This window comes from Sphingobium sp. (genome assembly GCF_033795625.1).
Lineage (GTDB): Bacteria > Pseudomonadota > Alphaproteobacteria > Sphingomonadales > Sphingomonadaceae > Sphingobium.
The window spans coordinates 1-25,945 of the sequence record NZ_JARYGI010000014.1 but is presented as its reverse complement, the minus strand read 5'-3'; the positions used below and the strand labels follow the sequence as shown (position 1 = coordinate 25,945).

Annotated in this window: 23 protein-coding genes and 1 other RNA gene; 13 read left to right on the top strand and 11 right to left on the bottom strand. The window is 61.4% G+C overall.

Annotated elements, in window-relative coordinates:
* Positions 1-4: 4 nt before the first annotated feature.
* Entirely contained in the window at positions 5-2,506 is a 2,502-nt protein-coding gene (gene ligD / locus QHC67_RS09110) for a DNA ligase D (RefSeq protein ID WP_319293539.1), read from the top strand.
* Positions 2,507-2,508: 2 nt separating this feature from the next.
* Here ligD and QHC67_RS09105 read toward each other — a convergent pair whose 3' ends face one another.
* Both QHC67_RS09105 and QHC67_RS09100 read right to left on the bottom strand, forming a co-directional pair.
* The gene (locus QHC67_RS09105) at positions 2,509-3,393 is read right to left on the bottom strand and encodes a Ku protein (RefSeq protein ID WP_319293536.1); all 885 of its coding nucleotides are present in this window, start codon (positions 3,391-3,393) and stop codon (positions 2,509-2,511) included.
* A gap of 60 nt (positions 3,394-3,453) precedes the next feature.
* Positions 3,454-4,110, bottom strand: coding sequence for a DUF6766 family protein (locus tag QHC67_RS09100; protein WP_319293534.1), 657 nt, complete (start codon positions 4,108-4,110; stop codon positions 3,454-3,456).
* 296 nt (positions 4,111-4,406) lie between these two features.
* Between QHC67_RS09100 and QHC67_RS09095 the strand changes: the two genes are divergently transcribed.
* From QHC67_RS09095 to QHC67_RS09055, 9 genes are all read left to right on the top strand, one after another.
* On the top strand, positions 4,407-8,060 hold the full coding sequence (locus QHC67_RS09095) for a PAS domain S-box protein (protein WP_319293532.1): 3,654 nt from the start codon (positions 4,407-4,409) through the stop codon (positions 8,058-8,060).
* A complete protein-coding gene (locus QHC67_RS09090; protein ID WP_319293530.1) occupies positions 8,017-8,385 on the top strand; it encodes a KTSC domain-containing protein in 369 nt (122 codons plus the stop codon). The genes QHC67_RS09095 and QHC67_RS09090 overlap by 44 nt, the downstream gene beginning before the upstream one ends.
* Before the next feature lie 121 nt (positions 8,386-8,506).
* Positions 8,507-8,860, top strand: a complete 354-nt coding sequence (locus QHC67_RS09085) for a response regulator (protein WP_319293528.1) — start codon at positions 8,507-8,509, stop codon at positions 8,858-8,860.
* Between the two features lie 58 nt (positions 8,861-8,918).
* An RNA gene (gene ffs / locus QHC67_RS09080) (signal recognition particle sRNA small type) lies at positions 8,919-9,016 on the top strand.
* 111 nt (positions 9,017-9,127) lie between these two features.
* Complete coding sequence (locus QHC67_RS09075) at positions 9,128-10,744, top strand: DNA polymerase III subunit gamma/tau (RefSeq protein ID WP_319293526.1); 1,617 nt, start codon at positions 9,128-9,130, stop codon at positions 10,742-10,744.
* Positions 10,741-11,064 carry a YbaB/EbfC family nucleoid-associated protein gene (locus tag QHC67_RS09070; RefSeq protein WP_319293525.1) on the top strand — a complete coding sequence of 108 codons (324 nt, stop codon included), beginning with the start codon at positions 10,741-10,743 and terminating at the stop codon, positions 11,062-11,064. Before QHC67_RS09075 ends, QHC67_RS09070 begins: the two co-directional genes overlap by 4 nt.
* Before the next feature lie 108 nt (positions 11,065-11,172).
* On the top strand, positions 11,173-13,569 hold the full coding sequence (gene lon / locus QHC67_RS09065; protein ID WP_319293523.1) for an endopeptidase La: 2,397 nt from the start codon (positions 11,173-11,175) through the stop codon (positions 13,567-13,569).
* A gap of 164 nt (positions 13,570-13,733) precedes the next feature.
* Positions 13,734-14,006: an HU family DNA-binding protein gene (locus QHC67_RS09060; protein ID WP_319293522.1), complete on the top strand. Its 273-nt coding sequence runs from the start codon at positions 13,734-13,736 to the stop codon at positions 14,004-14,006.
* Between the two features lie 200 nt (positions 14,007-14,206).
* Positions 14,207-14,458 (top strand): hypothetical protein, encoded by a 252-nt coding sequence (locus QHC67_RS09055; RefSeq protein ID WP_319293520.1) that lies wholly within the window; start codon positions 14,207-14,209, stop codon positions 14,456-14,458.
* A 41-nt stretch (positions 14,459-14,499) separates the two neighbouring features.
* On the opposite strand, the gene QHC67_RS09050 is transcribed toward QHC67_RS09055, so the two are convergent.
* Genes QHC67_RS09050 through QHC67_RS09035 form a run of 4 tightly spaced genes read right to left on the bottom strand, consistent with a single transcriptional unit; the run spans position 14,500 to position 17,619 of the window.
* On the bottom strand, positions 14,500-14,826 hold the full coding sequence (locus QHC67_RS09050; protein ID WP_319293518.1) for a DUF423 domain-containing protein: 327 nt from the start codon (positions 14,824-14,826) through the stop codon (positions 14,500-14,502).
* Positions 14,823-16,625 carry a cation:proton antiporter gene (locus QHC67_RS09045; RefSeq protein ID WP_319293516.1) on the bottom strand — a complete coding sequence of 601 codons (1,803 nt, stop codon included), beginning with the start codon at positions 16,623-16,625 and terminating at the stop codon, positions 14,823-14,825. The genes QHC67_RS09050 and QHC67_RS09045 overlap by 4 nt, the downstream gene beginning before the upstream one ends.
* Positions 16,625-17,059, bottom strand: a complete 435-nt coding sequence (locus QHC67_RS09040; protein WP_319293514.1) for an iron-sulfur cluster assembly scaffold protein — start codon at positions 17,057-17,059, stop codon at positions 16,625-16,627. The genes QHC67_RS09045 and QHC67_RS09040 overlap by 1 nt, the downstream gene beginning before the upstream one ends.
* Before the next feature lie 47 nt (positions 17,060-17,106).
* Positions 17,107-17,619 carry a CvpA family protein gene (locus QHC67_RS09035; RefSeq protein WP_319293512.1) on the bottom strand — a complete coding sequence of 171 codons (513 nt, stop codon included), beginning with the start codon at positions 17,617-17,619 and terminating at the stop codon, positions 17,107-17,109.
* 167 nt (positions 17,620-17,786) lie between these two features.
* Between QHC67_RS09035 and QHC67_RS09030 the strand changes: the two genes are divergently transcribed.
* The 3 genes from QHC67_RS09030 (at position 17,787) to QHC67_RS09020 (ending at position 20,397) form a co-directional block, all read left to right on the top strand.
* Positions 17,787-18,017 (top strand): hypothetical protein, encoded by a 231-nt coding sequence (locus QHC67_RS09030; RefSeq protein ID WP_319293511.1) that lies wholly within the window; start codon positions 17,787-17,789, stop codon positions 18,015-18,017.
* Positions 18,018-18,181: 164 nt separating this feature from the next.
* Positions 18,182-19,759, top strand: coding sequence for a SulP family inorganic anion transporter (locus tag QHC67_RS09025; protein WP_319293509.1), 1,578 nt, complete (start codon positions 18,182-18,184; stop codon positions 19,757-19,759).
* Positions 19,756-20,397: a carbonic anhydrase gene (locus QHC67_RS09020; protein ID WP_319293507.1), complete on the top strand. Its 642-nt coding sequence runs from the start codon at positions 19,756-19,758 to the stop codon at positions 20,395-20,397. Before QHC67_RS09025 ends, QHC67_RS09020 begins: the two co-directional genes overlap by 4 nt.
* Before the next feature lie 7 nt (positions 20,398-20,404).
* Here QHC67_RS09020 and QHC67_RS09015 read toward each other — a convergent pair whose 3' ends face one another.
* The 5 genes from QHC67_RS09015 to QHC67_RS08995 all read right to left on the bottom strand — a co-directional run.
* Positions 20,405-21,403: a S8 family peptidase gene (locus tag QHC67_RS09015; protein WP_319293505.1), complete on the bottom strand. Its 999-nt coding sequence runs from the start codon at positions 21,401-21,403 to the stop codon at positions 20,405-20,407.
* A 196-nt stretch (positions 21,404-21,599) separates the two neighbouring features.
* Positions 21,600-22,391 carry a DUF2243 domain-containing protein gene (locus QHC67_RS09010; protein WP_319293503.1) on the bottom strand — a complete coding sequence of 264 codons (792 nt, stop codon included), beginning with the start codon at positions 22,389-22,391 and terminating at the stop codon, positions 21,600-21,602.
* A gap of 97 nt (positions 22,392-22,488) precedes the next feature.
* Positions 22,489-23,106: a DUF4142 domain-containing protein gene (locus QHC67_RS09005; protein WP_319293501.1), complete on the bottom strand. Its 618-nt coding sequence runs from the start codon at positions 23,104-23,106 to the stop codon at positions 22,489-22,491.
* Between the two features lie 44 nt (positions 23,107-23,150).
* A complete protein-coding gene (locus tag QHC67_RS09000) occupies positions 23,151-24,320 on the bottom strand; it encodes a sulfotransferase (protein ID WP_319293500.1) in 1,170 nt (389 codons plus the stop codon).
* Positions 24,321-24,518: 198 nt separating this feature from the next.
* Positions 24,519-25,945: methyl-accepting chemotaxis protein (locus QHC67_RS08995; protein ID WP_319293498.1), on the bottom strand; the 1,427-nt coding region annotated here is incomplete at its 5' end.

Below are 25,945 nucleotides of genomic sequence, written 5' to 3'. Positions count from 1 at the left end.
CGTCATGCCCCGCTCCGCTTCCCCGACTGTCGAAACCTCGCTGGAAGGTTTGGAACGATACCGGGCCAAGCGCGACTTCAAGAAAACCGCCGAGCCATCGGGCGCAACCAGGCCGACCACCGGCAACGGCTTTGTGGTCCAGAAACATGAGGCGACACGGCTTCACTACGACTTCCGGCTGGAACTCGACGGCGTGCTGAAAAGCTGGGCGGTGACCCGCGGCCCCAGCCTCGATCCCGACGACAAGCGCCTGGCCGTCCGCACCGAGGATCATCCCCTCGATTATGCCAGCTTTGAAGGCACGATCCCCAAAGGCGAATATGGCGGCGGCACCGTCATGCTCTGGGATAATGGCACGTGGGAACCGGTGCCGGGTAAGGACCCGGTGAAGACGCTGGCCGAAGGGCATCTTCACTTCTTCCTCCACGGCCATCGCATGAAGGGCGAATGGCTGCTGATCCGCCTGAAGCCGCGTGGCAAGGAGAAGGGGGAGAACTGGCTCCTGCGCAAGATCGCGGACGAATATGCAGGCGGATCGGACGATCTGGTCGGCACGCATCTTACCAGCGTCGAATCGGGTCGGACGATGGCGGAGATCACGGCGGGCGCGGCGGTGAAGAAAGCGAAGGCGCGAGCGAAGCCAGCCGCACCTAAAAAGCGTGCGTCAGCTAAGAGCAAGAGCGGAACCCTCCCGCCGTTCCAGCCGGTCCAGCTTGCGACTTTGGTGGATCATGTGCCGACCGGCAGCCGCTGGCTCCATGAAATGAAGTATGACGGCTATCGCACTTTGATCGCCATCGGAGGAGGGGAGGGCCGCGCCTATACGCGATCCGGTCTGGACTGGTCAGATCGCTTTGCATCGATCATCGGTGACGCCGTGGGCCTTAAGGCCGGAGCCGCCCTGATCGACGGCGAAGCGGTCGTCACCGACGCGGAAGGCAAGACCAGCTTTCAGGCGCTGCAGGCCGCGCTCAAGAGCGATCGCGGGTCCATCATCTATTATGCGTTCGACCTGCTGTCGCTCGATGGCGAGGACCTGACTGACTTGCCGCTGACCGAACGCAAGGAAAAGCTGGCGGCGCTGGTCGGCAAGGGCACGCCGCACATCCGCTATTCGGACCACATCGTCGGTCAGGGCGAGAAGCTGTTCGACACCTTCTGCGGCGCGGGGCTCGAAGGCGTCATCTCCAAACTCGCCGATGCGAAATACACAGGATCGCGCAGCGGCAGCTGGGTGAAGACCAAGTGCATCCGCCGTCAGGAATTCGTCATCGTCGGTTGGACCCCCTCGGACAAGCAGCGCGGTTTCCGTTCGCTGCTGCTGGGCGTCAACAAGGACGGCAAGCTCCAATATGCGGGGAAAGCGGGCACGGGCTACACCGGCGACGAGATCGAGCGGCTGATGAAGCTGATGACGCCGCTGGAGGTGAAGGAGCCCACCGTGCAGGCGCCACGCGCGGCGGTTCGCGGCGCGCATTGGATCAAGCCGAAGCTGGTCGCGGAAGTCGCCTATACGGAAGTCACGGACGATGGCGTCCTGCGCCACCCGAGCTATCTGGGCCTGCGCGATGACAAGAAGCCGGAAGCGGTCGTGTTCGAGAAGGAGGCTCCGGTCGAAACCGTGGCCGAGACGCCCGCTGAGACGAGCGGCGTCAAGATTTCCAATCCCGACCGCGTGATCTTCCCCGAAGGCAAGCTGACCAAGGGCCAACTCGCGAACTATTACGAGGCCGTGGCCCCGATCATGCTGCCCTGGGCAGGGAGCCGCCCCATTAGCCTGGTTCGCTGTCCGCAGGGGCGGGCGAAGAAGTGCTTCTTCCAGAAACATGATGCGGGAAGCTTCGGCGATGCAGTCAAGCATGTCGGCATCCGCGAGAAGGACGGGCATGAGGAACCTTATCTGTTCGTGGACGGTGCAGCCGGCCTGCTGACCTGCGTGCAGATGGGCACGATCGAGTTCCACGGCTGGGGGGCGCGGATCGAGGATGTCGAGAAGGCCGACCGGCTGGTGTTCGATCTCGACCCCGACGAAGGGCTGGAGTTCAAGGACGTCGTGTCCGCCGCATTCCACGTGCGGGACCTGCTGGCGGAAATGGGCCTTGCGACTTTCCCGATGGTGACGGGGGGCAAAGGCGTCCACGTCATCGCGCCGCTCACGCCGCAAGCCGAGTGGCCGGAGGTGAAGGACTTCGCCCACCGTTTCGCAATGGCCATGGCGCAGGCGCAGCCCGACCGCTTCACGGCGGCGCTGCCAAAGGCGCAGCGGGTCGGCAAGATATTCGTCGACTATCTCCGTAACCAGCGCGGTGCGACGGCGGTGATGCCCTACAGTGCGCGCTCCCGCGAGCATGGGCCCATCGCCGTGCCGCTGACATGGGAGGAGTTGCGCGATCTGGACAAGCCATCGCACTGGCACATCACGGACGCCGCCGAGATGCTGAAACGGGCGGCTTCAAAGGATCTGAAGGGCTGGGGCCGCGCCGATCAGGTGCTGCCGGACCTGTAGAGCTACGCCCGCTTTCTTGCGGGCTCCTTGGGCGCGGCTTTCTTCGGCGCAGCCTTCTTGGCGGGCGCGGCCTTGGCGCCGCTGCTCTTCTTTGCGGATGCACCGCTACCCAGCGAGTTTTTGAGCGCCGCCATCAGGTCGACGACATTGCTCCCGCGCGGGTCCTTGCCTTCGCCTTCCTCGTCGATGCTGATCGTCTTGCCCTTCTTCTTCCGCTCGATCAGTTCCTTCAGCGCATCGACATAGCGGTCGTGAAACTCGCTGGCGTCGAACTTGCCTGTCTTCTTGTCGATCAGGGTCGTGGCCAGATCGAGCAACTCCTCGTCAGGCGTTTCGTCGCCAATCTCGCGGAAATAGCTTGCCGCCTTGTTGACCTCATCGGCATAGCGCAAAGTCTCCATCACGATCCCGCGTCCACACGCCTTGACGCTGACGACATATTCGCGGCCCCGCATCGCTAGCTGGCCAAGACCGATCTTCCGGCTCCGGCGCAATGCCTCGCGCAGCACGATGAACGCCTCCTCGGCCAGGTCATCGGCCGGCACCACATAATAGGGCTTCTCGAAATAGATCGGGTCAATGTCGTGGCTGTCCACGAACTGGGTGAGCTCCAGCGTTTTCTTGCTCTCCAGCTTGACGCCCTCGATCTCCTTCTCGTCCAGCAGCACATATTCGCCCTTGGCATATTCGAAGCCTTTGACGATCTCGTCCACATTCACTGGGCCGATGCCGGGCACGACCTTCTCATATTTGATGCGCTTGCCCGAAGGCTTGTGGATCTGGTTGAATGCGACCGCAGCCCCACTCTTCGTTGCCGAGTAGATCTCGACGGGAATGGACACCAGCGCCAGTCTGATCTGGCCTCTCCAGTAGGGACGTGCTGCCATCGTGTTTTCCTCGTGTCGGTCGGATGTTCAATCCCCAGCCGCGTCACTCGTTCCAGCGCATCAGTCGCCGGTATGCGCATGCGGGGCCGCAACGGCCTTCGACTCCGGCGACTCCCGCTGCCGCAGGAAGATCGAGAGCACGACCAGCACTGCCGTCGACAGGAATTCACTCTGCCAGTTTTGAAAGGATTCGAACCACAGTTGCGCGTCCGTCAGATAGCCGAGCATAGTAGGCGCAGCCTCGCCATGTTCGATCGCTTCCTGCGCAGCGGCGCGGGCGCTCTGGGTCCAATGGAGCACGAACGAGAGAATGAACAGCAGTGCGAGGGCGATCCCGAGCGAGCGCGCATAAAGCTCCCGCGCAAGCCAGCCATTGCTCAGGATGCGCGGCGCTCCGGGCTCTAGCGCGCGCAGTTCGAGATGGTCATCACGTGGCGGGCCATCGGGGTCTTTGGACTCCGACGATCCGCGCTGAATGAGAACAGCGGTCAGCACGACATAAGTCGCCATCTGCAGGAACTCGCTCTCCCAGTTCTCGAACACGGACGAAAGGAACTGCGGACTTGTGGTGTAAGCGCCAAGCGTCATGATGTCGCCACCATGCCGCCGCGCGTCCTCCATTTCGACATGCCACCCGGCCAGCCACTGGCCGATGATGCTCGCGGCAAAAAGCAGCAGGAGTACGATCGTCAGCCCGTTGTCGCGTAGAAGCTTCATCGTCTCTCCTCCTAACATGTGAAGTAGAAACGCTTCACGGCAGGCGAATGGTTCCGCCATCGGAACGTATTTTAGTCTACTTGGATCACGAGCTAACTATCGACAGAACCTCGCCATTGCGTCCAAATGATAATGTGTGAAAGCGAATCGCTGCGCTGGTTCGTGGCGAGCACATCACCCGTTTTGGAACCTCGTTGTTGCTTTCGTGTTCGGAGAGCGCGGGGTACAGGCAGGCGTCGCTCTATAGTTAGCGCATGTTAGGGCTGCGGCCGCTGGAGGGGGGGAACTTAAGGGACATGCACGGCGCCGGGATTCACCCTAATCAGCATGGCTTCCTTGTCGGAGGCGGTGAGCTCAGCAGACGCATTGCGGACTTCGACTGGGCGGCGACGTCGATCGGGCCCATCGACGGCTGGAGCCCCAGCCTTCGTACAGTCGTAGGCTTCGTGCTGCGATCGCATGTGGCGATGGCGGTGATGTGGGGCACCGACGGCGTCATGCTCTATAATGACGCCTATTCCGAAATTGCAGGCGGACGTGACAGCAGCCTCCTCGGCTCCAAGGTGAGAGAGGGCTGGAGCGAAGTTGCGGACTTCAACGATCAAGTCATGAAGGTCGGCTTATCCGGCGGCACCCTCAGCTATCGCGACTACGAAATGACGCTGCATCGGGACGGCGGTCCCGAGCAGGTGTGGATGAACCTCGATTACTCGCCGCTGTTGGGTGACGACGGGCAGCCCGCAGGCGTGCTGGCTATCGTGATCGAAACGACGGATGCGCACCAGACGCAGCTGGCGCTGGAAGCGAGCGAGGCCAATCTGCGTTTCCTCGACGAGTTGGGACGAGCCGTCGCCGGCAGCGCGGATGCCGACGAGATACTTGCGATCACGACGCGCATGACCGCGCAACATCTCGGTCTGTCGAATTGCGCTTATGCGGACATGGACGAGGATCAGGACGGTTTCACGATCCGCGGCGATTGGGCGGCTCCCGGTTCTCCGTCGATCGTCGGCCACTATAAGCTGGCCGACTTCGGTACGCTCGCCGTGCAGGAACTGGGTGCGGGGCGTCCGCTGATCGTCAACGACAATCTTGCCGAGTTGTTGCCGCACGAGGCGAAGACCTTTCAGGACATCGGCATTTCCGCGACCATCTGCATGCCCTTGGTCAAGGACAACCGGCTGACTGCCCTGATGGCGATCCACGACAAGTCACCGCGCCGTTGGACGCCCTATGATCTGACGGTGATACGGGAAGTCACCGAACGATCCTGGGCCCATGTGCAGCGCGTTGGCGCGGAGAAGCTGCTTCGCGAACGCGAAGCCAGTAATCGCCAGATACTGGACAGCGCTATCGACTACGCGATCATCGCTACTGACCTGGATGGCAAGGTGACGCGCTGGAATGCTGGAGCTGCACGCGTCCTGGGTTGGGGCGAGACGGAAATGGCTGGTGAGTCAGTGGATCGGTTTTTCACACCGGAAGACCGCGCCGAAGGACGGCCCGCCACCGAGCGCGGGCAAACGCTGACGACCGGCAGGGCTGTGGATGAACGATGGCACCTTCGCAAGTCCGGCGAGCGGTTCTGGGCAAGTGGCGAGATGACGCCGCTTCGGGATGAAGCGGGCATCGCCGTTGGCTTCGTGAAAGTCTTGCGCGACCGTACGGCCGAGCATCGCGCGCAGGAAGCGCTGCGGGCCAGCGAGCAGCAATTGCGGCGCGCTCAGGAGGCGGGCGGCGTCGGTCTGTTCTCCGTCGACATCGGCAGCAACCTGATCACCGCAACGCCCGAATTCTGTCGCATCTTCGGTGTGCAGGCTGCCGAACGCATGCCATCTGAAGAGGTGGAAAGGCTGATCTTCCCGGAAGATACGCACATCGTCTCGAACAAGGCGAGGCGCAAGGACGGTAGCGCCGAACCGGATGTCGAATATCGCATCCGCCGGGGAGATACGGGCGAGGAGCGGATCATATTCCGCAAAGGTGAGTACGAACGTGACAGCGATGACAATCCGATCAGGATGGTGGGCGCAGTCCACGACGTAACGGAGCGGCGGCGCATCCAGCAGGCGCTGGAAAAAAGCGAGGCGGAATTCACTACCTTGGCGCAGTCCATGCCGAACCAGGTCTGGACCGCGCGCGCCGACGGATATCTGAACTGGTTCAATGCGCGGGTATATGCCTTCAGCGGTTTGACGGAGGCTGAACTGAAAGGCGATGGCTGGGGGAGGATGGTCCACACTGACGATCTGGGCTCCGCAAAGGACGCTTGGTCGAAAGCTCTCGCCGAGGGGGAAATCTACGAGGCCGAGTTCCGCCTCCGCAATGCCGGCGGTGAATATCGGTGGCATCTGGCTCGAGCGCTTCCCTTGCGCGACGCCACTGGCACGGTCACGTCATGGGTGGGAACGAACACGGACATCCATGCGCAGAAGCTGGCGGAAGCCGCCAACGCGCGTGATCGGGACCGCCTCTGGTCGATGAGCCGCGACCTCATGCTCGTCTGTGATTTCGAGGGAATCATCACTGCGGTGAATCCGTCGGCAAAGCGCCTGCTCGGCTGGTCGGAAGAGGAAATGGTGGGTTCGAGCCTTTCCTGCTACACGCACCCGGACGATCTGGAGCGTACAACCGCTGAAGTTGAGAAGTTGAGCGCCGGTGTGGCGACTCTGGCATTCGAAAACCGGTATCGCCGCAAGGATGATGGATACTGCCTGCTGGCGTGGACGGCCGTTCCGGACGCGGGCCGCATCCACGCGGTGGGCCGTGACATCACGGAGCAACGCGCCATTGAGGAAGCCTTGCGGCAAAGCCAGAAGATGGAAGCCGTGGGCCAGCTCACTGGCGGCATCGCACATGATTTCAACAATCTGCTTCAAGGTATCACCGGCAGCCTCGACCTTCTGAAAACCCGGCTTGCACAAGGGCGGACCGGGGATCTTGACCGGTTCCTTTCCGGCGCGATATCATCCGCCAACCGCGCGGCCGCCCTGACGCACCGGCTGCTTGCCTTCTCGCGCCGACAGCCGCTGGATCCGCGACCCGTCCAGGCGAACCCGCTGGTATCCTCTATGGAGGACATGCTGCGCCGTACGCTCGGCAAGGGCATTGAACTTGAGATGGTGCTGGCGGGCGGTCTTTGGCCTACGCGCTGCGATCCGAACCAGCTGGAAAGCGCTATCCTCAATCTGGCGATCAACGCGCGTGACGCGATGCCGAGCGGCGGGAAGCTGGTGATCGAGACATGCAATGCCCACCTGGACAGTGCCTATGTCGCTGCCCAGCGTGACGTGAAGCCAGGGCAATATGTCTGTATCTGCGTGACCGACACCGGCACCGGCATGAGCAGCGATATCATCGCCAAGGCGTTCGAGCCCTTTTTCACGACCAAGCCCATCGGTCAGGGAACTGGCCTCGGGCTCTCGATGATCTACGGCTTCACGCGGCAGTCCGAAGGCTATGCGCGCATCTACAGCGAAGTCGGGCAAGGCACCACGATCAAGCTCTACTTGCCGCGCTATCGCGGCGGGGAGGTGTCACAAGAGGAAGCGGAAGTTCAGGGTGAGACGCCGGGGTCCAAATCCGGCGAGATCGTGCTGGTCGTCGAGGACGAAGCCGTGGTGCGCAGCCTGATCGTCGATGTGCTTGAGGAGCTTGGCTATCGCGCCATAGAGGCGGCGGATGGGCCGAAGGGCCTGGAGGTCCTGCAATCCGACCAGCGTATCGATCTGCTCGTCACCGACATCGGCCTGCCAGGCCTTAATGGCCGTCAGGTGGCCGATGCCGGAAGAGTGACGCGCCCCGGCCTCAAGGTGCTGTTCATGACCGGCTATGCGGAGAATGCAGCCATCGCTTCGGGGTTCCTGGAACCGGGCATGGCGATGATCACCAAGCCGTTTGCCATGGATGTGCTGGCGACGCGCATCCGGGACATCATCGAAGATAATTGAGTGCGCGCACCGTCGCTTCGGCGCGGATCGGATTCGGTCCGGCTCATCGCGCGGAACCGCGGAGTCGCTGCGCCGCTCTTGCGCCATGCGTGCCTGTCGCCTGAACTCCAGCATGATGACCCGCGCCGCATACGATGAGACGGAGCGGAGCCTCCACATCACCTTCCGGGAAACCGGCAGATATGTGTATTATGATGTGCCGATCGAAATTTTCGAAGCCCTCTGTATCTCGCCTTCGGCAGGAACCTTCTTCAACGATCAGATAAAAGGCCGCTTTTCGTGTCGGCGCGATCCCCAACGCAGGCGCTTCGCCCCAGCCGATTGAGCGCTCGCAAAATGCTCCATCACGGCAGCGCGACTAGGTGAATTTTGCTAGGTATTCCCAATATTGCATTGACATCGCTCGCATTTTAGTCGCGCATAGCAGTCTGAATGGGGGAGTAGACATGCACGCACTGCTTGTGGAAGACGAGGCATTGCTCCGGACGATGCTGTGCGGTTCCTTGTCCGAGTTTGGCTTCGAAGTGGAGCAGGCTGAGACCGCGGATGCCGCGTGGAAGATGGTCGAGGAGGGGCTCGACTTCGATCTTCTGGTGACCGACGTGCGTATGCCGGGCCAGATGGACGGCATAGAACTGGCGGAACGTGTGAAGGCCAGGGTCCGGGATGCGGCAATCGTGATCATGTCGGGCTTTGCCGGCTCCAACAGGGCTTCGACCGAGAATTTTCCCAATTTCCTGCCCAAGCCCTTCACGGAGGCCCGCCTGCTGACCCTGATCAAACAGGCGATGGCGAATTAGCCTCCCTCTCGCGGCTGGCATCCCACTTGCGCCGTGGTCGCAAACCCGCCATATGCGCCGCGGGAGTCGGGCGGACGTGGTCGTCGCCAACCTGGTCAGATCCTGACGGAAGCAGCCACAACGATTTCGCTGCGGGTCGTTCCGGCTCCCACCTTCCTCAACAGCTTCCACCAGGTTGCCAGCCTTGATCAGGTCGCCAGTCGAAATGATTGGCGGTTGCAGGCGCAGCCCTTCGACAACGCAGGACCAACCGGCTAAACCGGTGCCATGACCGATTCCTCGCAGCCCTATCGCGTTCTCGCCCGCAAATACCGGCCGCGCAATTTCAATGAATTGATCGGTCAGGACGCGATGGTGCAGACCCTGGGCAACGCGATAAAGCGCGGTCGCCTGGCCCATGCCTTCCTGATGACGGGGGTGCGCGGCGTCGGCAAGACATCCACTGCCCGCCTGATCGCGAAGGCCTTGAACTGCATCGGGCCGGACGGGCAGGGCGGCCCGACCATAGATCCTTGCGGCGTGTGCGAGCCCTGCGTCGCGATCGCGGAAGGACGCCATATCGACGTCATCGAAATGGACGCTGCCAGCCATACCGGGGTTGACGACGTACGCGAGATCATCGAGGCCGTGCGCTATTCGGCCGTATCGGCGCGATACAAGGTCTACATCATCGACGAAGTCCACATGCTCTCGAAGAACGCGTTCAATGCGCTGCTCAAGACGCTCGAAGAACCGCCTGCACATGTGAAGTTCCTCTTTGCGACAACGGAAGTGAACAAGGTTCCCGTCACTGTCCTGTCCCGCTGCCAGCGCTTCGACTTGCGGCGCATTTCGGCGGAGAAGCTTGCCGCGCACTTCGCTTATGTGACGCAGGCGGAGGAGGTGCAGGCGGAGCCCGCTGCGCTCACCCTGATTGCCCAAGCAGCCGAAGGGTCCGCGCGTGATGGCTTGTCGATCCTGGATCAGGCGATTGCGCATGCCGATGTCTCCGAAGGCGGCTTGCTCGTCACGGCTACACAAGTCCGTGACATGCTCGGCCTGTCCGACCGCGGATCGGTGCGCCGGCTCCTGGGTCTGGTGCTGGAGGGGCAGGCCGCGCCTATGCTGGCCGCTGTGCGCGAGCAGCATGATCTGGGCGTTGAGCCGCTGGCGCTGATACGCGGCCTGCTGGAAATCGTCCACGCGATCACCGTGGCCAAGGCAGGACGGGGCAGCGACGATCCGGCGCAGTCTGCCGAAGAACGGGAGGCGCTTTCCGAATGGGCGTCCGCGCTCAGCTTCTCCGCTCTTCATCGCCTGTGGCAACTCCTGCTGAAAGGGCATGACGAAGTCGCAACGGCGATCCTGCCGCTCGAAGCCTGCGAGATGGCGCTGTTGCGGACCGTTCATGCCGCCACTTTACCGGACCCCAGCGAGCTTGCCCGGATGCTCCAGAATGGCGGCGCTCCTGCCACGGCATCGCCCGCCATCGCGCCTCCGGCAAGCGCGTCCAAGCCGATGCCCGAGAGCTTCGCGGCGATCATCGACCTCCTGCGTAGCGATCGCAGCGCGGGAAGCGCGAGCATGGCCGTCACGTTGCACGACGAAGTAGGCCTCGTCCGCTTCGCGCCGCCCGAACTCGTAATCAGACCGCGCCGCGCACAGGACGCCGGTTTCGTTCAGGAACTGTCAAAGCGTCTGAGCGATATAACCGGGCAACCGTGGCAGGTCATGATTGGCGACGGGCCGGTGGAGCCGACTTTATGGGAGCAGGAACAGGCGGCGGAGGAAGCGGCGCGGCAGGCAATCCTCTCGACGCCGATCGTCAGCGCAGCAATGGCAGCTTTTCCGGAGGCAGAACTTCTGCCCGTCGATGAAACCGAACAATGGAGTGCAAGCGCATGAAAGACTTGAACGAAATCCTCGGCATGGCCAGCCGCGTGCAGGAAGAACTGACCAAGGCACAGGAAAACCTCGACCATATCGAAGTCGAAGGCGTATCGGGCGGCGGCGTGGTGAAGGTCCGTGCGACCGCCAAGGGCCGCATCGTCGGCGTCAATATCGACGAGAGTTTGCTCGCGCCTTCGGAAAAGCAGATGCTGGAGGATTTGATCGCCGCGGCACTAAACGATGCCCGGAAAAAGGCGGATGAAGCCAGCAATGCGGAAATGGGAAAGCTCACCAGTGGCTTACCGCTTCCTCCGGGTTTCAAGCTGCCCTTCTGAAATGCGTTTTAATCGTCCACTTTCTGTTCGCGTTCGGCAATTGAACACTATGGGAACAAAGCCCATATATCGGGGGAAGGCGCCTGAACCGTGCGCCACGGAGATTACATGACTACGACATATCCGCTGCTGCCTCTACGCGACATCGTCGTGTTCCCGCAGATGATCGTTCCGTTGTTCGTCGGTCGCGACAAGAGCGTCGTTGCGCTCGAAAAGGCGATGGAAGCCGATAAGGAAATCTTCCTGGTCTCGCAGCTCGACCCTGGAGAGGACGATCCCGATCGCGATGCGCTTTACGACACCGGGGTCATTGCGACGGTTCTTCAGCTTCTGAAGCTTCCCGATGGCACCGTCCGCGTGCTGGTCGAAGGCAAGCAGCGCGCGCAGCTGAACGAGCTGGTCACGCTGGACGATCATTTGGCCGCTCAGGTCGTGCCGGTCGAAGAGGTTGCTGCCGACTCGCCCGAAGCCGCGGCGCTGATGCGTTCCGTAGCCGAGCAGTTCGAGAACTACGCCAAGCTCAACAAGAAGCTTCCCGCCGAAACGCCGGTCCAGCTTCGCGAGATTGAGGATGCGAGCCGGCTTGCCGACGCCGTGTCCGCGAACATCAACCTCAAGGTTTCCGACAAGCAGTCGCTGCTGGTCGAGGCTGATCCAGTGAAGCGCCTGGAGATGGTCTTCGCCTTCATGGAAGGTGAACTCGGTGTCCTGCAGGTCGAGAAGAAGATCCGTGGCCGCGTGAAGCGCCAGATGGAGAAGACCCAGCGCGAATATTATCTCAATGAACAGTTGAAGGCGATCCAGCGCGAACTCGGCAATGGCGAGGGCGAGGAAGCCGACGAACTGGCCGAACTGACGCAAAAGATCGCGAAGGCGAAGCTCAGCAAGGAAGCCCGCACCAAGGCGACGGCCGAGCTGAAGAAGCTGAAGACCATGCAGCCGATGTCCGCCGAAGCGACGGTCGTCCGCAACTATCTCGACGTGTTGCTCGGCCTTCCCTGGGGCAAGCGCTCGAAGGTCAAGAACGACCTGCGTCAGGCGCAGGAAATCCTCGACGCCGACCACTTCGCACTGGAAAAGGTCAAGGACCGGATCGTCGAATATCTGGCCGTGCAGGCGCGCACCAACAAGCTGAAGGGGCCCATCCTGTGCCTCGTCGGCCCTCCCGGCGTGGGCAAGACCTCTCTTGGCCGTTCGATCGCCAAGGCGACGGGCCGTGAGTTCGTGCGCCAGTCGCTAGGCGGTGTGCGCGACGAAGCCGAGATACGCGGCCATCGCCGGACCTATATCGGTTCGCTGCCGGGCAAGATCGTCACCAACCTCAAAAAGGCTGGCACGATGAACCCGCTGTTCCTGCTGGACGAGATCGACAAGCTGGGGCAGGACTTCCGCGGCGATCCGGCGTCGGCGCTGCTCGAAGTGCTCGACCCGGAACAGAACGGCAAGTTCCAGGATCATTATCTGGAGATCGATGTCGATCTTTCGGACGTGATGTTCGTGACCACAGCCAACAGCCTGAACCTGCCGCAGGCTTTGCTGGACCGTATGGAGATCATCCGGCTGGAGGGCTACACGGAGGACGAGAAGGTCGAGATCGCCCAGCGACACTTGCTGCCCAAGCAGATCGAAGCGCATGGCCTGAAGGACAGCGAGTTTGAAGTTACCGAAGCCGCGGTTCGCAATCTCATTCGCCATTATACGCGTGAAGCTGGCGTCCGTACGCTGGAGCGGGAGATTGCCCGGCTTGCTCGCAAGGCTTTGCGCAAGATATTGGAAGGCGAATACAGCCAGGTGGTGATCACGCCCGACAACCTTGCCGACTATGCCGGTGTGCTGAAATTCCGTCACGGCATGGGCGAGGAGGAAAACCAGATCGGCGCGGTGACGGGCCTCGCCTGGACCGAAGTCGGTGGCGAACTGCTCACCATCGAGTCCGTGACGGTTCCCGGCAAGGGCGCCATTCGCACGACGGGTAAGCTTGGCGACGTGATGACGGAGTCGATCCAGGCGGCCTTCTCCTACGTCAAGGCGCGTTCGCCCGGTTATGGCATCAAGCCGAGCATCTTCACGCGGAAGGACATCCACATCCACCTTCCCGAAGGCGCCGTGCCGAAGGACGGGCCATCGGCTGGTATCGGTATGGTGACGTCCATCGTCAGTACGTTAACCGGGATCGCCGTTCACAAGGATGTCGCAATGACCGGCGAAGTAACGCTGCGTGGTCGCGTGCTGCCCATCGGCGGTCTAAAGGAGAAGCTGCTGGCCGCCCTGCGTGGCGGGATAAAGACGGTATTGATCCCCGCGGAGAACGAGAAGGACCTTGCAGAGATCCCGGCCAACATCCGCGAAGGTCTGGAGATACTTCCCGTGAGCCATGTCGATGAAGTCCTGGCAAGAGCACTCGTTGCTCCTCTTGAGGCGATCAACTGGACGGAAGAAGACGATCTGGCGGCGCAACCAGCGCATTCGGTCGGCGGGGAAGGGGATCCGGTCCTGCGGCACTGACCTGCCGCTTTCCCCACGCTCCGGCGGGGTCGAGCGGGCATTGAAAGATCAACGGGCGCAGGGCTCTTCGTTTTCTCTTTGACAGCGGAAGCGTCCTGCGCCTTTATTGCGCCTGATTGCCGACGATTCCCAACGAGCGAATTGAAATAGGGGGGTTCCACAATATGAACAAACAGGATCTCATTGGTGCAGTCGCGGAAAGCAGCGGCTTGAGCAGAAGCGATGCTACAAAGGCTGTCGAAGGCATTTTTGAGGCTGTGACGGCAGCCCTCAAGAGAGGCGATGAAGTACGTCTGGTGGGGTTTGGCACATTTTCCGTGTCTAGCCGCAAAGCGTCAACAGGTCGCAACCCGCGGACTGGCGAGACCATGAGCATCAAGGCCTCCACGCAGCCCAAGTTCCGGGCTGGCAAGAGTTTGAAGGACGCGGTGAACTAAGCTCCTTATCGATCCGACGTTTAGCGGGGCAGGGAATCACATTCTCCTGCCCTTCTTCAAATCTGCGATCGGCCGTTCGGCGAACGCGGGGAATATAGCCCTGCTCGAAGTAATTCTGGGTCCTCCAGAACGCACTACGATTTCTTCGGCGGAACATGCCTTGGCCCCAGCGGTTAATGCCTCGACCGTCAGAGGATAGCATGATGATAAGAAAACTAATTTTGGCCGCCGCGGCGGTGTTCGTGGGCAAGAAGCTGATCGACGCGCAAGGCGCAAACGGGTCGAGCATTCGTCGTCCGTCCGGCGAGCATGTGCCGACGGATCTCATGACCGGCGTTCACCCTGGGCCCAATCAACGCGCGCCCGAGGCTTTTCGCCCCGACCCGCATGCACCATCATCCCCTGAAGAACGGGAAGCGATGCGGCCCGTGACTTTGCCGATTAGGCACTAAATGTAAAATATGGCTTGCCGGGGCGGCACGTGCCTCGGCGGTCATCCCCGGAGATGAGTCCATCCGAGCCACAGCCAGCCCGCAATTAGCAGGGAGCCTCCAATCGGGGTGACTGCACCTAGCCATCGGGGGCCGCCAAGCGCCATGATGTAGAGCGTACCACCGAACACGGCTCCTCCGGCGAGTAACAGAGCGGCAGGGCCGCGTGCGCTGTTCATGATGGTGAGCGCTGCCACGGCATGGACGAGTTGGTACATGCCGCCAGTGCGCAGCCATTCCGCGGCTTGCTGCGACGACGCGCCATGTGCGCCAAAAGCGCCTGCAGCCACCGCCAGCGCGGCGGAAAGTGCGGCCAGCATAGCGATCATGTGACAGGGTCCTCCGCGACGTTGCTGTCCATCAGGTGCGCGCGATGTCCGGCACTGTACATCATGCCACGCGCGGAGAGCAGGTCGCCGGTTTCCACTTGCCGGTCAAGCCGCTGCTGATCGACTTCGCGATACTGGCGTTCGATCTCCTGCCGTTGCTCCTCGCTGACCCCCAGCGCCGCCAGGACATTCAGCCCCATGCAGACAGCGGATTCGAACACCTCGCGCGTGACCCCGGCAAGGTCGAGTTCGGTGAGGCGCATGACTTGCCGCCGGTCGAAAGCCCGCACGAAGACGGCCGCTTGCGGAAAGGCTTCGAGGATCGGCTCCAGCACCTTCCGATCCAAAGTCGGATCGTCGATGCAGAATGCAAGAATGCGCGCATAGTCAGCGCCAGCGCGGCGCAGCAGGTCGATCCGCGTGCCGTCGCCATAATAAACCTTGATGTCGAACTGGCTGCTGACCTCGATCTGCGACGGCTTCTTGTCGATCATCGTCACCGCGCAGCCGCGGGCCATCAGCATCTGCGCGACGGTCTGGCCGAAGCGCCCATAGCCGATCACCAACGCCGTGCCTTGCGGCGCCTCTTCGGGGCCATCCAAGTCGCTGCCGTCCCTCGGTTTCGCAAATTCCAGGCGGCGCGCAAAGAGCATCAGGAAGGGCGTCGTCGCCATGGACAACGTCACGATTGCACTGAAAAGGCTCGCGGCTTCCGGAGCGATCAGGAGGGCGTTTTGCGCCTGCGCAAACAGGACGAACCCGAACTCGCCGCCTTGGCTCAACAGCAAGCCAAGTGCAAGGCCCTGCCGCCAGTCGATACCGAACAGGCGCGCAAGGCCAGTGATGATGGCGGCCTTCACGACGACCAGCGTAACAGCGACGCCCAGCACGAACAGGGGATTGTCCATCACGGCATGCAGATCGAGCACCATCCCTACAGCCAGGAAGAACAGGCCCAGCAGGATGGAGCGGAACGGCTCCACATCCGCTTCGATTTCATGGCGATATGGCGAGTCCGCCAGCATCACGCCCGCGACGAAAGCGCCCAGTGCCGTCGAGAGGTGCAGGCTGTGCATGAGCGCGGCACTGGCGAGAACCGTGAACAGCCCGACAGCGACAAACAATTCGCGCTCACCCAGATTGCCGACCAGTACCAGCAACGGCCGCAACAGGAAGCGGCCAGCCAGCACCAGTCCGGCAATCGCAGCGACCGTATAGAGCGCCATCTGCCATCCCGGCGGTCCGCCAGCGTCTGCAGGGTTGCGCGAAAGGGCCGCGATGATCGTGATCAGCGGAACGATTGAGAGATCCTGGAACAGCAGGATAGAAAAGGCTTTTTCCCCGAAAGGCGAATTGATGCGCCCGCTGCTTTTGAGGCTCGGCAGCACCTGCGCGGTGGAGGACAGGCCAAGCGGCAGGCCCAGAGCCAGCGCTGCGCCCCAGCTAAAGCCAGTAAACAGGAAGATCACGCCGGTCAGGGCGAGCCCGCAGGCGATGACCTGCAATAGCCCAAGGCCGAAGATGTCCCGTTTCAATCGCCAGAGCCGCGTCGGATTGAGTTCGAGACCGACGAGGAACAGCAGCAGGACGATACCGATCTCGGCAATGGCCAGCTTCGATTCGCCTCCGCCGACAAGTCCCAGGCCCTGCGGCCCGACGATGGCGCCGGCAACGAGATAACCCAGGACTGCGCCCAGACCAAACCGGCGAAACAGCATCACGAACGCTACGCCCGCGCCAAGCAGGATGACGCCCTCGGTCAGCACGATATCCGTCGCGCTGACGGCCTCCGGCGCCATCAGGCGTGCGCCTTCGCGGCATCGGCGGCAGCCTGCGCGATAGCGTCGAAGCTCAGGCGAATGGATGCGTGACGCGCCGGATAATCGCGAGCGGCTGCCAGAACCTCAAGGCCGGGCCAGAAGCTGAGATCATCCCCCACTCCAATCAAATAGGCCGCGAGCTTGTCACGTGCCTCCTCGAGCGCCTCGATATCCTGACCAATGGCGTGCGCAGCCATCAGCGAAGCAGAGGCCTGACCTAGGGCGCAGGCGCGAACCTCCAGCCCAAGGTCAGCGATGCGACCCTCCGGGTCCAGCCTTACGTCGACCGTAACGCGGCTCCCGCAAGTGGGAGAGCGGCGTTCTGCGGTCGCTTGGGGATCGGCAAGGCGAGCGTGGTGTGGGATGCTGACGGCCAGCCGGAGAATGTCGTTGTTGTAAAGGGGAGCGCTCATGGCTTCCATGTAGGCGACATTGCCGCCCGAGAGAAGGTGTCGCGCGCTTATTGGGCGCGCGTTCCCGCATTGCGTCGTTCTTCCAGGAACTCGCTGATCGCGCGGCCACTCGCGTCCAGTAGCGGGAAAGTGCGCGACGACCGCAGCCATTCGGGGCGCAGCGATCCGCCTCCGTAGATCGTGTCGTAGGCAAGCGTGAATGCCAGGAACAGCAATGTCGCTCCGATCAGTCCCTTTATGGCGCCGAATCCCCCGCCCAGGACACGATCGACCGGGCCAAGCACAGACTTGCGCGTGCGGGCGCCTAATGCGCTCGCGATGAACTTGCCTATGACGAAGGTGACGCCGAACACCAGCACGAAGGCCAAAGCCGCTGCGCCGCTAGGCGTGCCGACATATTCGGTCAGGATCGCCGCCACCGGCGCGTGGAACATACGGATGGCGAATACCGCAAGCACCCAAGCGATCAGAGACAGGGTCTCCATCACGAAGCCCCGGAACAGCCCGAATGCCGCGCCTCCGCCGATGAGAAGAAGAACAAAAATATCGAGCGCGGTCATAGGCTGATCGGCTTAGAGCGTCACGGGCGTCGTGGGAAGAGGCGAGGCTGGATGATTTCCGCTATATCCGAGTGGACCCAACAGCAGACTCGATGTGTTAGACAACGGAAGAGGCCCCGATCATGTGAACGGTCATGCGATACAATCGATAACCGGACTGCTGTTAAGTGAAGTGGCAGGCGATGCTTGCTCGGGTGCAGCTTCTACGCAATGTGGATCAAATCATGACGAAACAAATGTCTCTGGCCAGTATGATCGGCAAACTGCCTGACTGGATCCGGCACGATCTTGCGTCCAAAGACAAGACTCTTCGCGCTCGCGCCGAAGAAACGCTGCTCGCCATGATCGAGGCGGCCGTGGCGGACCATGCTGAACCTGACCCGGACGAGAGGAAATAAACTTCCAAAGGGCCCTCGCGGTGCGGTGCCCCAGTTAACCGCTTTGTTTCTAGTATGTTGCTGGTCCGTAAGAAAGCGCATCAAAGGGCGGAAAACCATTCCGACCCGAACTTCATTGTGCAATGCAGCGTAAGAACATATTCGGCATTCACGTGGAGATTTCTGTGAACCCTCGTGCACCTTTTGCATATTTGAAGGCGGATTTGCCTGCCTCTCTCGTCGTGGCGCTGGTGGCGCTTCCGCTGTGTCTTGGCATAGCGCTCGCTTCTGGCGCTCCGCTGTTTTCCGGACTCATCGCGGGCATAGTCGGCGGTATCGTCGTCGGGGCCTTGTCCAAGTCGCCGTTGTCCGTCAGCGGGCCGGCCGCGGGCCTGACGGTGATCGTGCTCGACGCGATCCAGACCCTGCCCAGTTTCGAGGCCTTTCTGCTGGCGGTCATATTGGCGGGAATGTTGCAGCTGGCCTTCGGACTCACGCGGGCAGGCGTGCTGAGCGAGTTCGTGCCTTCCGCGGTCATCACCGGTATGCTCACGGCGATCGGGATCATCCTGCTCTTGAAGCAAGTACCCCATGCTGCGGGTTTCGATGGCGATTACGAAGGCAGCTTCGAGTTCTATCAGGCAAATGGCCACAACACGTTTTCGGCCATTACCTATACTCTGAAGGAAAGCGTCCTGTGGGGTGCGCTCCTCATCAGCTCCTTGAGCCTCGCATTTCTCTTCTGGTGGGACCATGCAAGGCCCACCACCGGACCGCTGCGGTTTCTGCCCGGCCCTCTCGTTGTCGTGCTGATCGGCATCGTCGGCAATATGCTGCTGGGGCAGGTGTCCCCTGACCTCCAGATCAAGCCGACGCACCTCGTTCAGGTCCCGGTCTCCGATGACTTGCCGCATTTCCTGTCGTTTTTCAGCTTCCCTGATTTCACCGCCATCAGCAATCCGGCAGTGTGGAAGGTAGCGGGCACATTGGCCATCGTGGCCAGCCTGGAATCGCTGCTGAGCGTCAAGGCAGTGGATGAGATCGATCCGCAACGCCGCACGACGGACAAGAACCGCGAGTTGTTCGCGCAAGGCGCAGGCAACATCGTTTCAGGCATGGTCGGCGGCATCCCCGTTACCTCGGTGATCGTGCGCTCCTCTGCCAACGTGGAAGCGAAGGCGGAAAGCAAACAGTCCGCGATCCTGCATGGCTTCTGGTTGCTGCTCAGCGTCCTGCTGATCCCGACGGCTCTCAACCTGATCCCCTTGTCCGCACTGGCCGCGATCCTGATCGCGACGGGCTACAAACTGGCCAAGCCCAAGCTGTTCGTTCAGCGTTTTCGGCAGGGCTGGACCCAGTTCATACCCTTCATCGTGACCGTCCTCGCCATCCTCCTGACGGATCTCCTGGTAGGCATACTCATCGGTCTGATCGTAGGGTTCGTGTTCGTGATAGGCCGCAACTTCCGTTCGGCGATCACCTTCGCCTGCGATGACGATGACTGCCTGATCCGTGCGCGTCGCAACCTCTACTTCATTCACAAGCATGAGCTGCAGCGTGAGCTGGGACGGGTTCCCGACAATCGGAACCTGCTGATCGACCTTTCCTCGACCAGCTATGTCGATCTCGACAACATCGACATCATCAATGCCTTCATCAAGGGCGCCGAATATCGCGGTATCAATGTCGTGGTACGTGGCGACATCGCCCGCCGCAGCGCGCCCCTCATCAACGCTCCAAAATTCGAGGTCAGCTTCACATGAGGAAGTACAAGCAACTCCTGTTAGCCAACAAGGCATGGTCGTTCGAACTGAAGGACGAGAGCCCCGACTTCTTCAGCCGTCAGGTTGCCGGCCAGAAACCCGACTTCCTGTGGATCGGCTGTTCCGACAGCAGGGTGAGCCCCGAGCAAATGACCATGACCCCTCCCGGCGGCATGTTTATCCATCGCAACATCGCAAATCTCGTCAATGACGACGACATGAACCTGATGTCGGTGCTGCAATATGCCGTCGATGTGCTTGAAGTGAAGCATGTCATCCTCTGCGGTCATCATGGCTGCGGCGGGATCAAGGCGGCGCTGTCCGGCGGCGCGCCTGCGGGGCCAGTCGACGACTGGCTAGGCAATGCGCGCGCCGTGTACCATGCGCATACCTCCGAAATCGAAAGCGTGGCGGATGACGACGCACGCGTTAATCGCTTCGTGGAAGTGAATGTGCGCGATCAGTTGGTCAGGCTGGCCCGGACGTCCATCGTGCAAAACAGATGGGCATCGGGTGGACAGCTGGTGCTACACGGCTGGGTCTACGACCTGCGCGACGGATTGCTCAAGCCGCTGCTCGATCTCGACCCGAGCAAGCCGCTTGACGAAGTCAAAGCGCCCGAACGCGTGCTTGTCTGACGCCGCGTCATCTTGCGGCAAGCCTGAGGGAGCGGGCGACGTCGAGTATTCCTCGCCCGCTCTCCAAATCCGTACCGTTCGAACGAAGATCGCGCGCACCATCAAGCAGCAACGCCGCGACTTCGCTCGAACTCAGTTCAGGATACTGGCCCATCATTAGCGCCGCTGCGCCCGCGATATACGACACCGAATAGGACGTGCCGGACACCAGCGAGCAATAACGCGTACTGCAATCGACAATCACATTTTGGCCGGGAGCAAGAAGATAACGCTCTGCTGCAGCGCCGGCCTTGTTCGACCAGCCGGCAAGACGCCCCTGTGGCGTGCTGGCGCCAGCCACGATCATGGCGTTGGCAAAGCGGGCATCGGTGGCATAGCGGGCAGGCCAGACAGGTTCCTCGTCGCCATTGTTTCCGGCTGCGGCGACGATCAGGGCTCCGGATGCTACCGCGCGTTCCAGAGCCTGCTCGATGACGGGCAGGCGGCGGTAGGATGAGAGCGGCAGTCCGATGACGCGGGCGCGGTGTTCCACAGCATAATCGATGGCATTGGCCAGCACCGCGGGATCAAAGCTGCAGATCCGCTGGCAGGATCCGTCCCGATCCGCCCGTATGGACAGCAGCGTGGCGTCGTAGGCCAGACCGAACGTACCCTTCCCATCCAGAGCGCCCGCGATCAGTGAAGCCGTCTGCCTGCCGTGATTGGATCCACCATCGTCCGGTTTCTCCCGCTGAACGAGGTCGATTGAAGCTGGCGAAAGATGCGCGAACAAGCCGGAGGACAGTTCCAGGCCGGTATCGATCATGGCGACCGTCACTCCAGCGCCCGTAGCGCCTTTGCGATACGCGCCGTCTGCGCGCACGGCGCCCGCTCCCCAGCTAAGGCGATATTCAAGGCTGTTGAGGCGGGGGCGAGCGACCTTTTCAGCATAAGCAGCGGAAGAAACAGAGGCGGCGCAAAGCATCAGCGCAGCGCGCCGCCACAGCCCCGAAAACGATCGGCTCAAGAGAAGCTCCTGGATATGAGATGGCGGCTTCTGCAGCATCGCCCAACAGCGATATAGTAATGGCTGCGTGAATTAAATAGCTGCTATCAAGGATTTATCTTATTTGCGAAGGCATTCGCGTGGTACGCTGCGGTACCTGAGTATCGACCACCGACGGTGCCATCGCCTCTACATTGCTACACGAACGCTATTGTGTTCAGGTGCGAGTGAATGCGAGGCAGCCAGTCAGTGCCGGTGCCGAAGTTATGGCTATGGCGCCGGCGCGGTAGAGCGACCAATAGGCCGATGGCTGAACATTGGCCGCCAGCGCGTAGCCGCCCGCTGGATCGACGAAAATGATCTGGGCCCCCGCGCCGGCAATGGCTGCGGCCCCCTCGCTTATGGAGGCTTGCCGTCCGAACAGGATGACGGTGCTCGCGTTGGCCGGAGGAACGTTGCTGATCATTCCGGACAGGAGCAGCATGCCTACTAGCGCCAAAGCCACGCCGCGTCCGCGGCTGCCGGAACCCGGCTCAGCGCTCCCTTGCCGATGCAAGACCCAATATCCCAGTAACGCTACAAACAGGCCAAGGCCAACGAACCAGGCAAGGTCATAGGCCAAGGGGTTGGGGACGTTCACGCGCACGCGATGGAAGCGCAGTATCCAATGAAAGATACCGACATCGATCAGGTTCCACACTCCGAAACCGAGCAGTACACCGCCTGTGATGCGATGCTCAGCCGCCGGTCGGGAAAGCGCCGCCCGCCGCTGCCAGAGGCAGTACAGGCCAACAATCGTTAGCACATAGACTGCGACATGAAACAGTCCGTCGGCCATGATTTGCCTCCGGATGTCCTGCATCGTTTCTCCGGGGAGGAGGCTCAGGAAATGATGCCATTGCAGCACCTGATGCAGGAGTATCCCGTCGAAGAAGCCGCTCAAGGCCATGCCGAGAATGAATGCCCCGAGGATCGGTGACTTGGCGGCGGCGGCGTCTGTTCGCGGCATGAAATTGCTCCACAGGGACGGATGAACGGAGCGTGGAAGCGGCCCATAAGGAGGGGGGCAGGGGACGCGTTCCACTGCCCCCAGGCCAATGCGGGTTCTACTTGGTGGCGTCTGCTCCGGTCTTGTCCAACTGACGCACATGGTCATAATGTTGCTGGATCTTCGGAGCCGTTTCCGCCGCCAGCTTCTTGAGCGGTGCGTTCTCGCCATCCTCGGCGTAGCTCTTCATCAGCGTCAGGGCCTCCTGATGGGCTGCGGTCTGCTGGTCGAGATAGACCTTGTCGAAGTCCGCGGCGGAAGCCGTCTTGAGGTTCTCGATCATGCCCCTGCGCCGTGCATCCAACTCGGTCGGCGGCGTTACGTTGACCTTTGCACTGGCCAGTGTGGCCTTCAATTTGCTGCTGGTCGTCGTGTGGTCCTTGACCATCATCTTGCCAAACGCCTTCACGTCTGCCGACTTGCCTTTCTCGGAGGCGATCTTGCCCGCCTCGATTTCATACATGTCGCTGATGGCGGCATTCGTGACGAACGCGTCTACGCTGTTGGCCAAGGGCGCCGTCGCTGCGCCGACTGCCTGCGCCGCGGTATCTTCGACAGCCGTGGATACCGAGCCATTGCCCAGGCCGGTGACGTTCTGGTTCCGCTCTTCGGCCTTGCCGCCGCAAGCATTCAGCGTAAGTCCGGCGGCGGCAATAAGCAGCACGTTGCGCAACATCGATATTCTCCTCAAATGCCCTTCTTGAGCGTGGCGTCATGCTTTCACTTTTGAATCGCAGGATCAGTATCGCATGTTAACCCGCGTTGGCTTTGCGGCATCCGCTTCGATGATGCCATCGCCGCCGCAACGTCGTCCGGAGAAATCCCGAAGTCGGCAATGTCGTAGACATGCCTTCTCGCCCGTGCCTGATTGCGGCTGGAGAGATAACGGGTCATTTCGGCCTCGACCTTAGGGAGCAGCGGAAGATCGAGCATCCGGTACACGCGGTGCATCTCGTATCGCCAATCGTCCTGCATATGGTCGAACCGCACATCGACTTGGGGCACCGTCGCCAGAGCGCGCGCGGCATTGGTCCGTCTATCGCGCAGCGCCACTTTCCTCAGCCATTCCCGGCCGATCCACATCCGGTCTACGCGATCGGACTGCACGAGCATCTGGTTATGCACCAGCGAAGCAGCGGAACCTACAAGTGCCTTCGCGTCGCGGTGCAGGCAAATCAGGCGGGCGTCGGGAAACGCGGCGAGGACGGCGTCCAGATCCTGCGAGAATTGAGGGACCTTCAGGATTTGCGGCCGATTGGGGCGATCGCCTCTCAACCAGGCGAGCGTCTGAAGCAGCCGCTTGAACTCCCTATAGACGGGCCGCGTATCCATTGCCTCGGTATGGGCGACAAAGCTTGGAATGCGCCACTGTGCCTCGAAAGCCGAACTGTACAAGGAGATGTTGTGGAGACCGATCTCTTCATCCGCCTGCGCCGTGCGGGTCGGATGGATCACGTCAAAATCCGGATTGATGAACCGTGCCATTCGCAGGGAGAACCATGCACGCAGGCGGCGGTCGTCCAGCAGGTTCCAGGCGCGGGTACGCGGAAGCGGGGTCCAGCTTTCGAAAAAGCGCGTGAAGGTGAACCGGGGATCGCACGCGAGCAGCCGTTGCATCCGCGTACTGCCCGAACGCATCTGGCCCACGATGATGATTGGGGAGGGTATCGGGACATTCAGGATTTCGGGATGACGCTGCCACAAGGCATGTGCGCGCAGTCGATTGGAAAGCGCGGACACCAGTTGACCATGCGCGATCGTACGCCCCAGCGACGTTAATGACGCTTCCCGATGCAGGGACTCGCTCAGCAGATCGAGACGATTTCGCCAGCCATCATCTGTCCCTGCATTGCTTAGCCGCGTCTTTCGCCGGGCACTTGCAAGCAGCATCTCAGGATCGAGTGAGGGACGCGATAACCATCCTCGGTTCCATGCCGTTTCTAGCATGTCGTTCAGGATGTCAATTTGTTGATTCCGGGCCACTGGGCGCCCGTCGGCGAGCGGATCGGCCTTCAGGTCTGCAGGGATGATGGGCGCCGAGTACGTCATCAGTAGCGAACGCTCTACCGCCGCGATTGTGCCTCCCGATCAGGATGTCCTGACGATACCCAGGAACTGGCTCAAGCGAATTTGCATCGACTGTACCTGCGCGGACAGCGCCTTCGAATGCTCATGGATCTTTCCGGCATCAATGGCGGCCGCGATCGCATTGTGATGGATGTCGTCGGCGCTGATGTGAATGTGGCTTGTTGCGCCGCTTGCTTCATCCACATTCGTTGCAATCGCGCGGATGGCAGCGCTTTGATGGACTACGGAAGAGACGACGGAATCTGACAGCGCGTTCATGTCCGACACGGCCTGGACAATGCGCTCGTGCCCGTCGAAAACCTCTTCGGTGGCGCGCTGGATGTTCTTGACGCGCTGGGAAATGTCGCCCGCGGCCTCGCGTGTCTGCTGGGCCAGCGTCTTTACCTCATAGGCGACGACAGCAAAGCCCTTACCCGGCTCTCCTGCTCGAGCGGCCTCCATCGTCGCGTTGAAGGCAAGTGTCGTGGTCGTCTTGGCGACGCTGTCGATCAGGGAGACGACATCGCCGATCTCCCGGGCCGCTCCACTCAGCAGGTGCGTCTGGACATCGTTCTGCTCGGCGCGCGTGGCTGCGTCGCGGGTTGCCGTCCGGGCGCGCGCGACTTGCTGCTCGACGGAACGGACCGCTTCCGCCAGGCTCTTGCCGCGGCTGGCGACTTCCATCATGTTGGCGGCTGCCTGCGATGCGGCGGCTGCGACATCGGCGGCGCGATCGCCGTTCTTCGATGCGTACAGCGCCATTTTCTCGGCCGCGTCCGAAAGCTCGCTCGCTATGGCGACCAACGTGCTTGCCAAAGTGTTCGCGTCATCGCGGAACTGATCGCTCGCGCTTTGAAGGCGCTGCAAACGCTCAGCCTTGTGTTTGGCAGCCGCCGCTTCGCGCTCCGCGGCAAGCTGCAAAAGCACGGCATTGCTGACGACGCCCAGATAGCGCCTCTGCTGCGTCACGATCAAACCCTCGCACTGGCCTGTCACGCTGGCAAAGGTGTCGAGGAGCATTTCGGTTGTTGCGGTGATATCAACCGCCGGGCACGGGCAGATGTGCCCCCGCAGATGTGAACCGTAACTGGGATTTTTGAGCAGCGCGTGGCCAAAGGGATTGAACAGGATAAGCCGCATGTCCTGTTCGAAGATCGCGCCCACAGGGCATTGTTGGGCGTCGAGGACTGGCAGCATCCGCATCTGCGGATTAGCCTGAAACAGATCAAGTGCCTCCACCAGTTGCGCGGAGTGTGAAATGCTGAGGCGATAGCTGATGGGGACCTGCGGGGATATCTCGCTGGTTTTGGAAGGGTAGGGGGGCGAGTGTTCGACGGGTTGCAGCATTACATTCTCCGCCGTTGCCCCTAGCAGGGTGCGGAAATAGGGTCGTTCGGGGATCGATCTGAGGACTTCGACAGTTTGACGTCGGTCATTTGAAGCGTTTT

Bases quoted from the DNA above. Each gene is read 5' to 3' on its own strand.
- ligD (WP_319293539.1), top strand. From the start codon at position 5: ATGCCCCGCTCCGCTTCCCCGACTGTCGAAACCTCGCTGGAAGGTTTG.
- QHC67_RS09105 (WP_319293536.1), bottom strand. From the start codon at position 3,393: ATGGCAGCACGTCCCTACTGGAGAGGCCAGATCAGACTGGCGCTGGTG.
- QHC67_RS09060 (WP_319293522.1), top strand. From the start codon at position 13,734: ATGAACAAACAGGATCTCATTGGTGCAGTCGCGGAAAGCAGCGGCTTG.
- QHC67_RS09070 (WP_319293525.1), top strand. From the start codon at position 10,741: ATGAAAGACTTGAACGAAATCCTCGGCATGGCCAGCCGCGTGCAGGAA.
- QHC67_RS09020 (WP_319293507.1), top strand. From the start codon at position 19,756: ATGAGGAAGTACAAGCAACTCCTGTTAGCCAACAAGGCATGGTCGTTC.
- QHC67_RS09045 (WP_319293516.1), bottom strand. From the start codon at position 16,625: ATGGCGCCGGAGGCCGTCAGCGCGACGGATATCGTGCTGACCGAGGGC.
- QHC67_RS09005 (WP_319293501.1), bottom strand. From the start codon at position 23,106: ATGTTGCGCAACGTGCTGCTTATTGCCGCCGCCGGACTTACGCTGAAT.
- QHC67_RS09040 (WP_319293514.1), bottom strand. From the start codon at position 17,059: ATGAGCGCTCCCCTTTACAACAACGACATTCTCCGGCTGGCCGTCAGC.
- lon (WP_319293523.1), top strand. From the start codon at position 11,173: ATGACTACGACATATCCGCTGCTGCCTCTACGCGACATCGTCGTGTTC.
- QHC67_RS09085 (WP_319293528.1), top strand. From the start codon at position 8,507: ATGCACGCACTGCTTGTGGAAGACGAGGCATTGCTCCGGACGATGCTG.
- QHC67_RS09055 (WP_319293520.1), top strand. From the start codon at position 14,207: ATGATGATAAGAAAACTAATTTTGGCCGCCGCGGCGGTGTTCGTGGGC.
- QHC67_RS09000 (WP_319293500.1), bottom strand. From the start codon at position 24,320: ATGCTGCTTGCAAGTGCCCGGCGAAAGACGCGGCTAAGCAATGCAGGG.
- QHC67_RS09010 (WP_319293503.1), bottom strand. From the start codon at position 22,391: ATGCCGCGAACAGACGCCGCCGCCGCCAAGTCACCGATCCTCGGGGCA.
- QHC67_RS09075 (WP_319293526.1), top strand. From the start codon at position 9,128: ATGACCGATTCCTCGCAGCCCTATCGCGTTCTCGCCCGCAAATACCGG.
- QHC67_RS09100 (WP_319293534.1), bottom strand. From the start codon at position 4,110: ATGAAGCTTCTACGCGACAACGGGCTGACGATCGTACTCCTGCTGCTT.
- QHC67_RS09095 (WP_319293532.1), top strand. From the start codon at position 4,407: ATGCACGGCGCCGGGATTCACCCTAATCAGCATGGCTTCCTTGTCGGA.
- QHC67_RS09050 (WP_319293518.1), bottom strand. From the start codon at position 14,826: ATGATCGCTATGCTGGCCGCACTTTCCGCCGCGCTGGCGGTGGCTGCA.
- QHC67_RS09090 (WP_319293530.1), top strand. From the start codon at position 8,017: ATGTGCTGGCGACGCGCATCCGGGACATCATCGAAGATAATTGAGTGC.
- QHC67_RS09035 (WP_319293512.1), bottom strand. From the start codon at position 17,619: ATGACCGCGCTCGATATTTTTGTTCTTCTTCTCATCGGCGGAGGCGCG.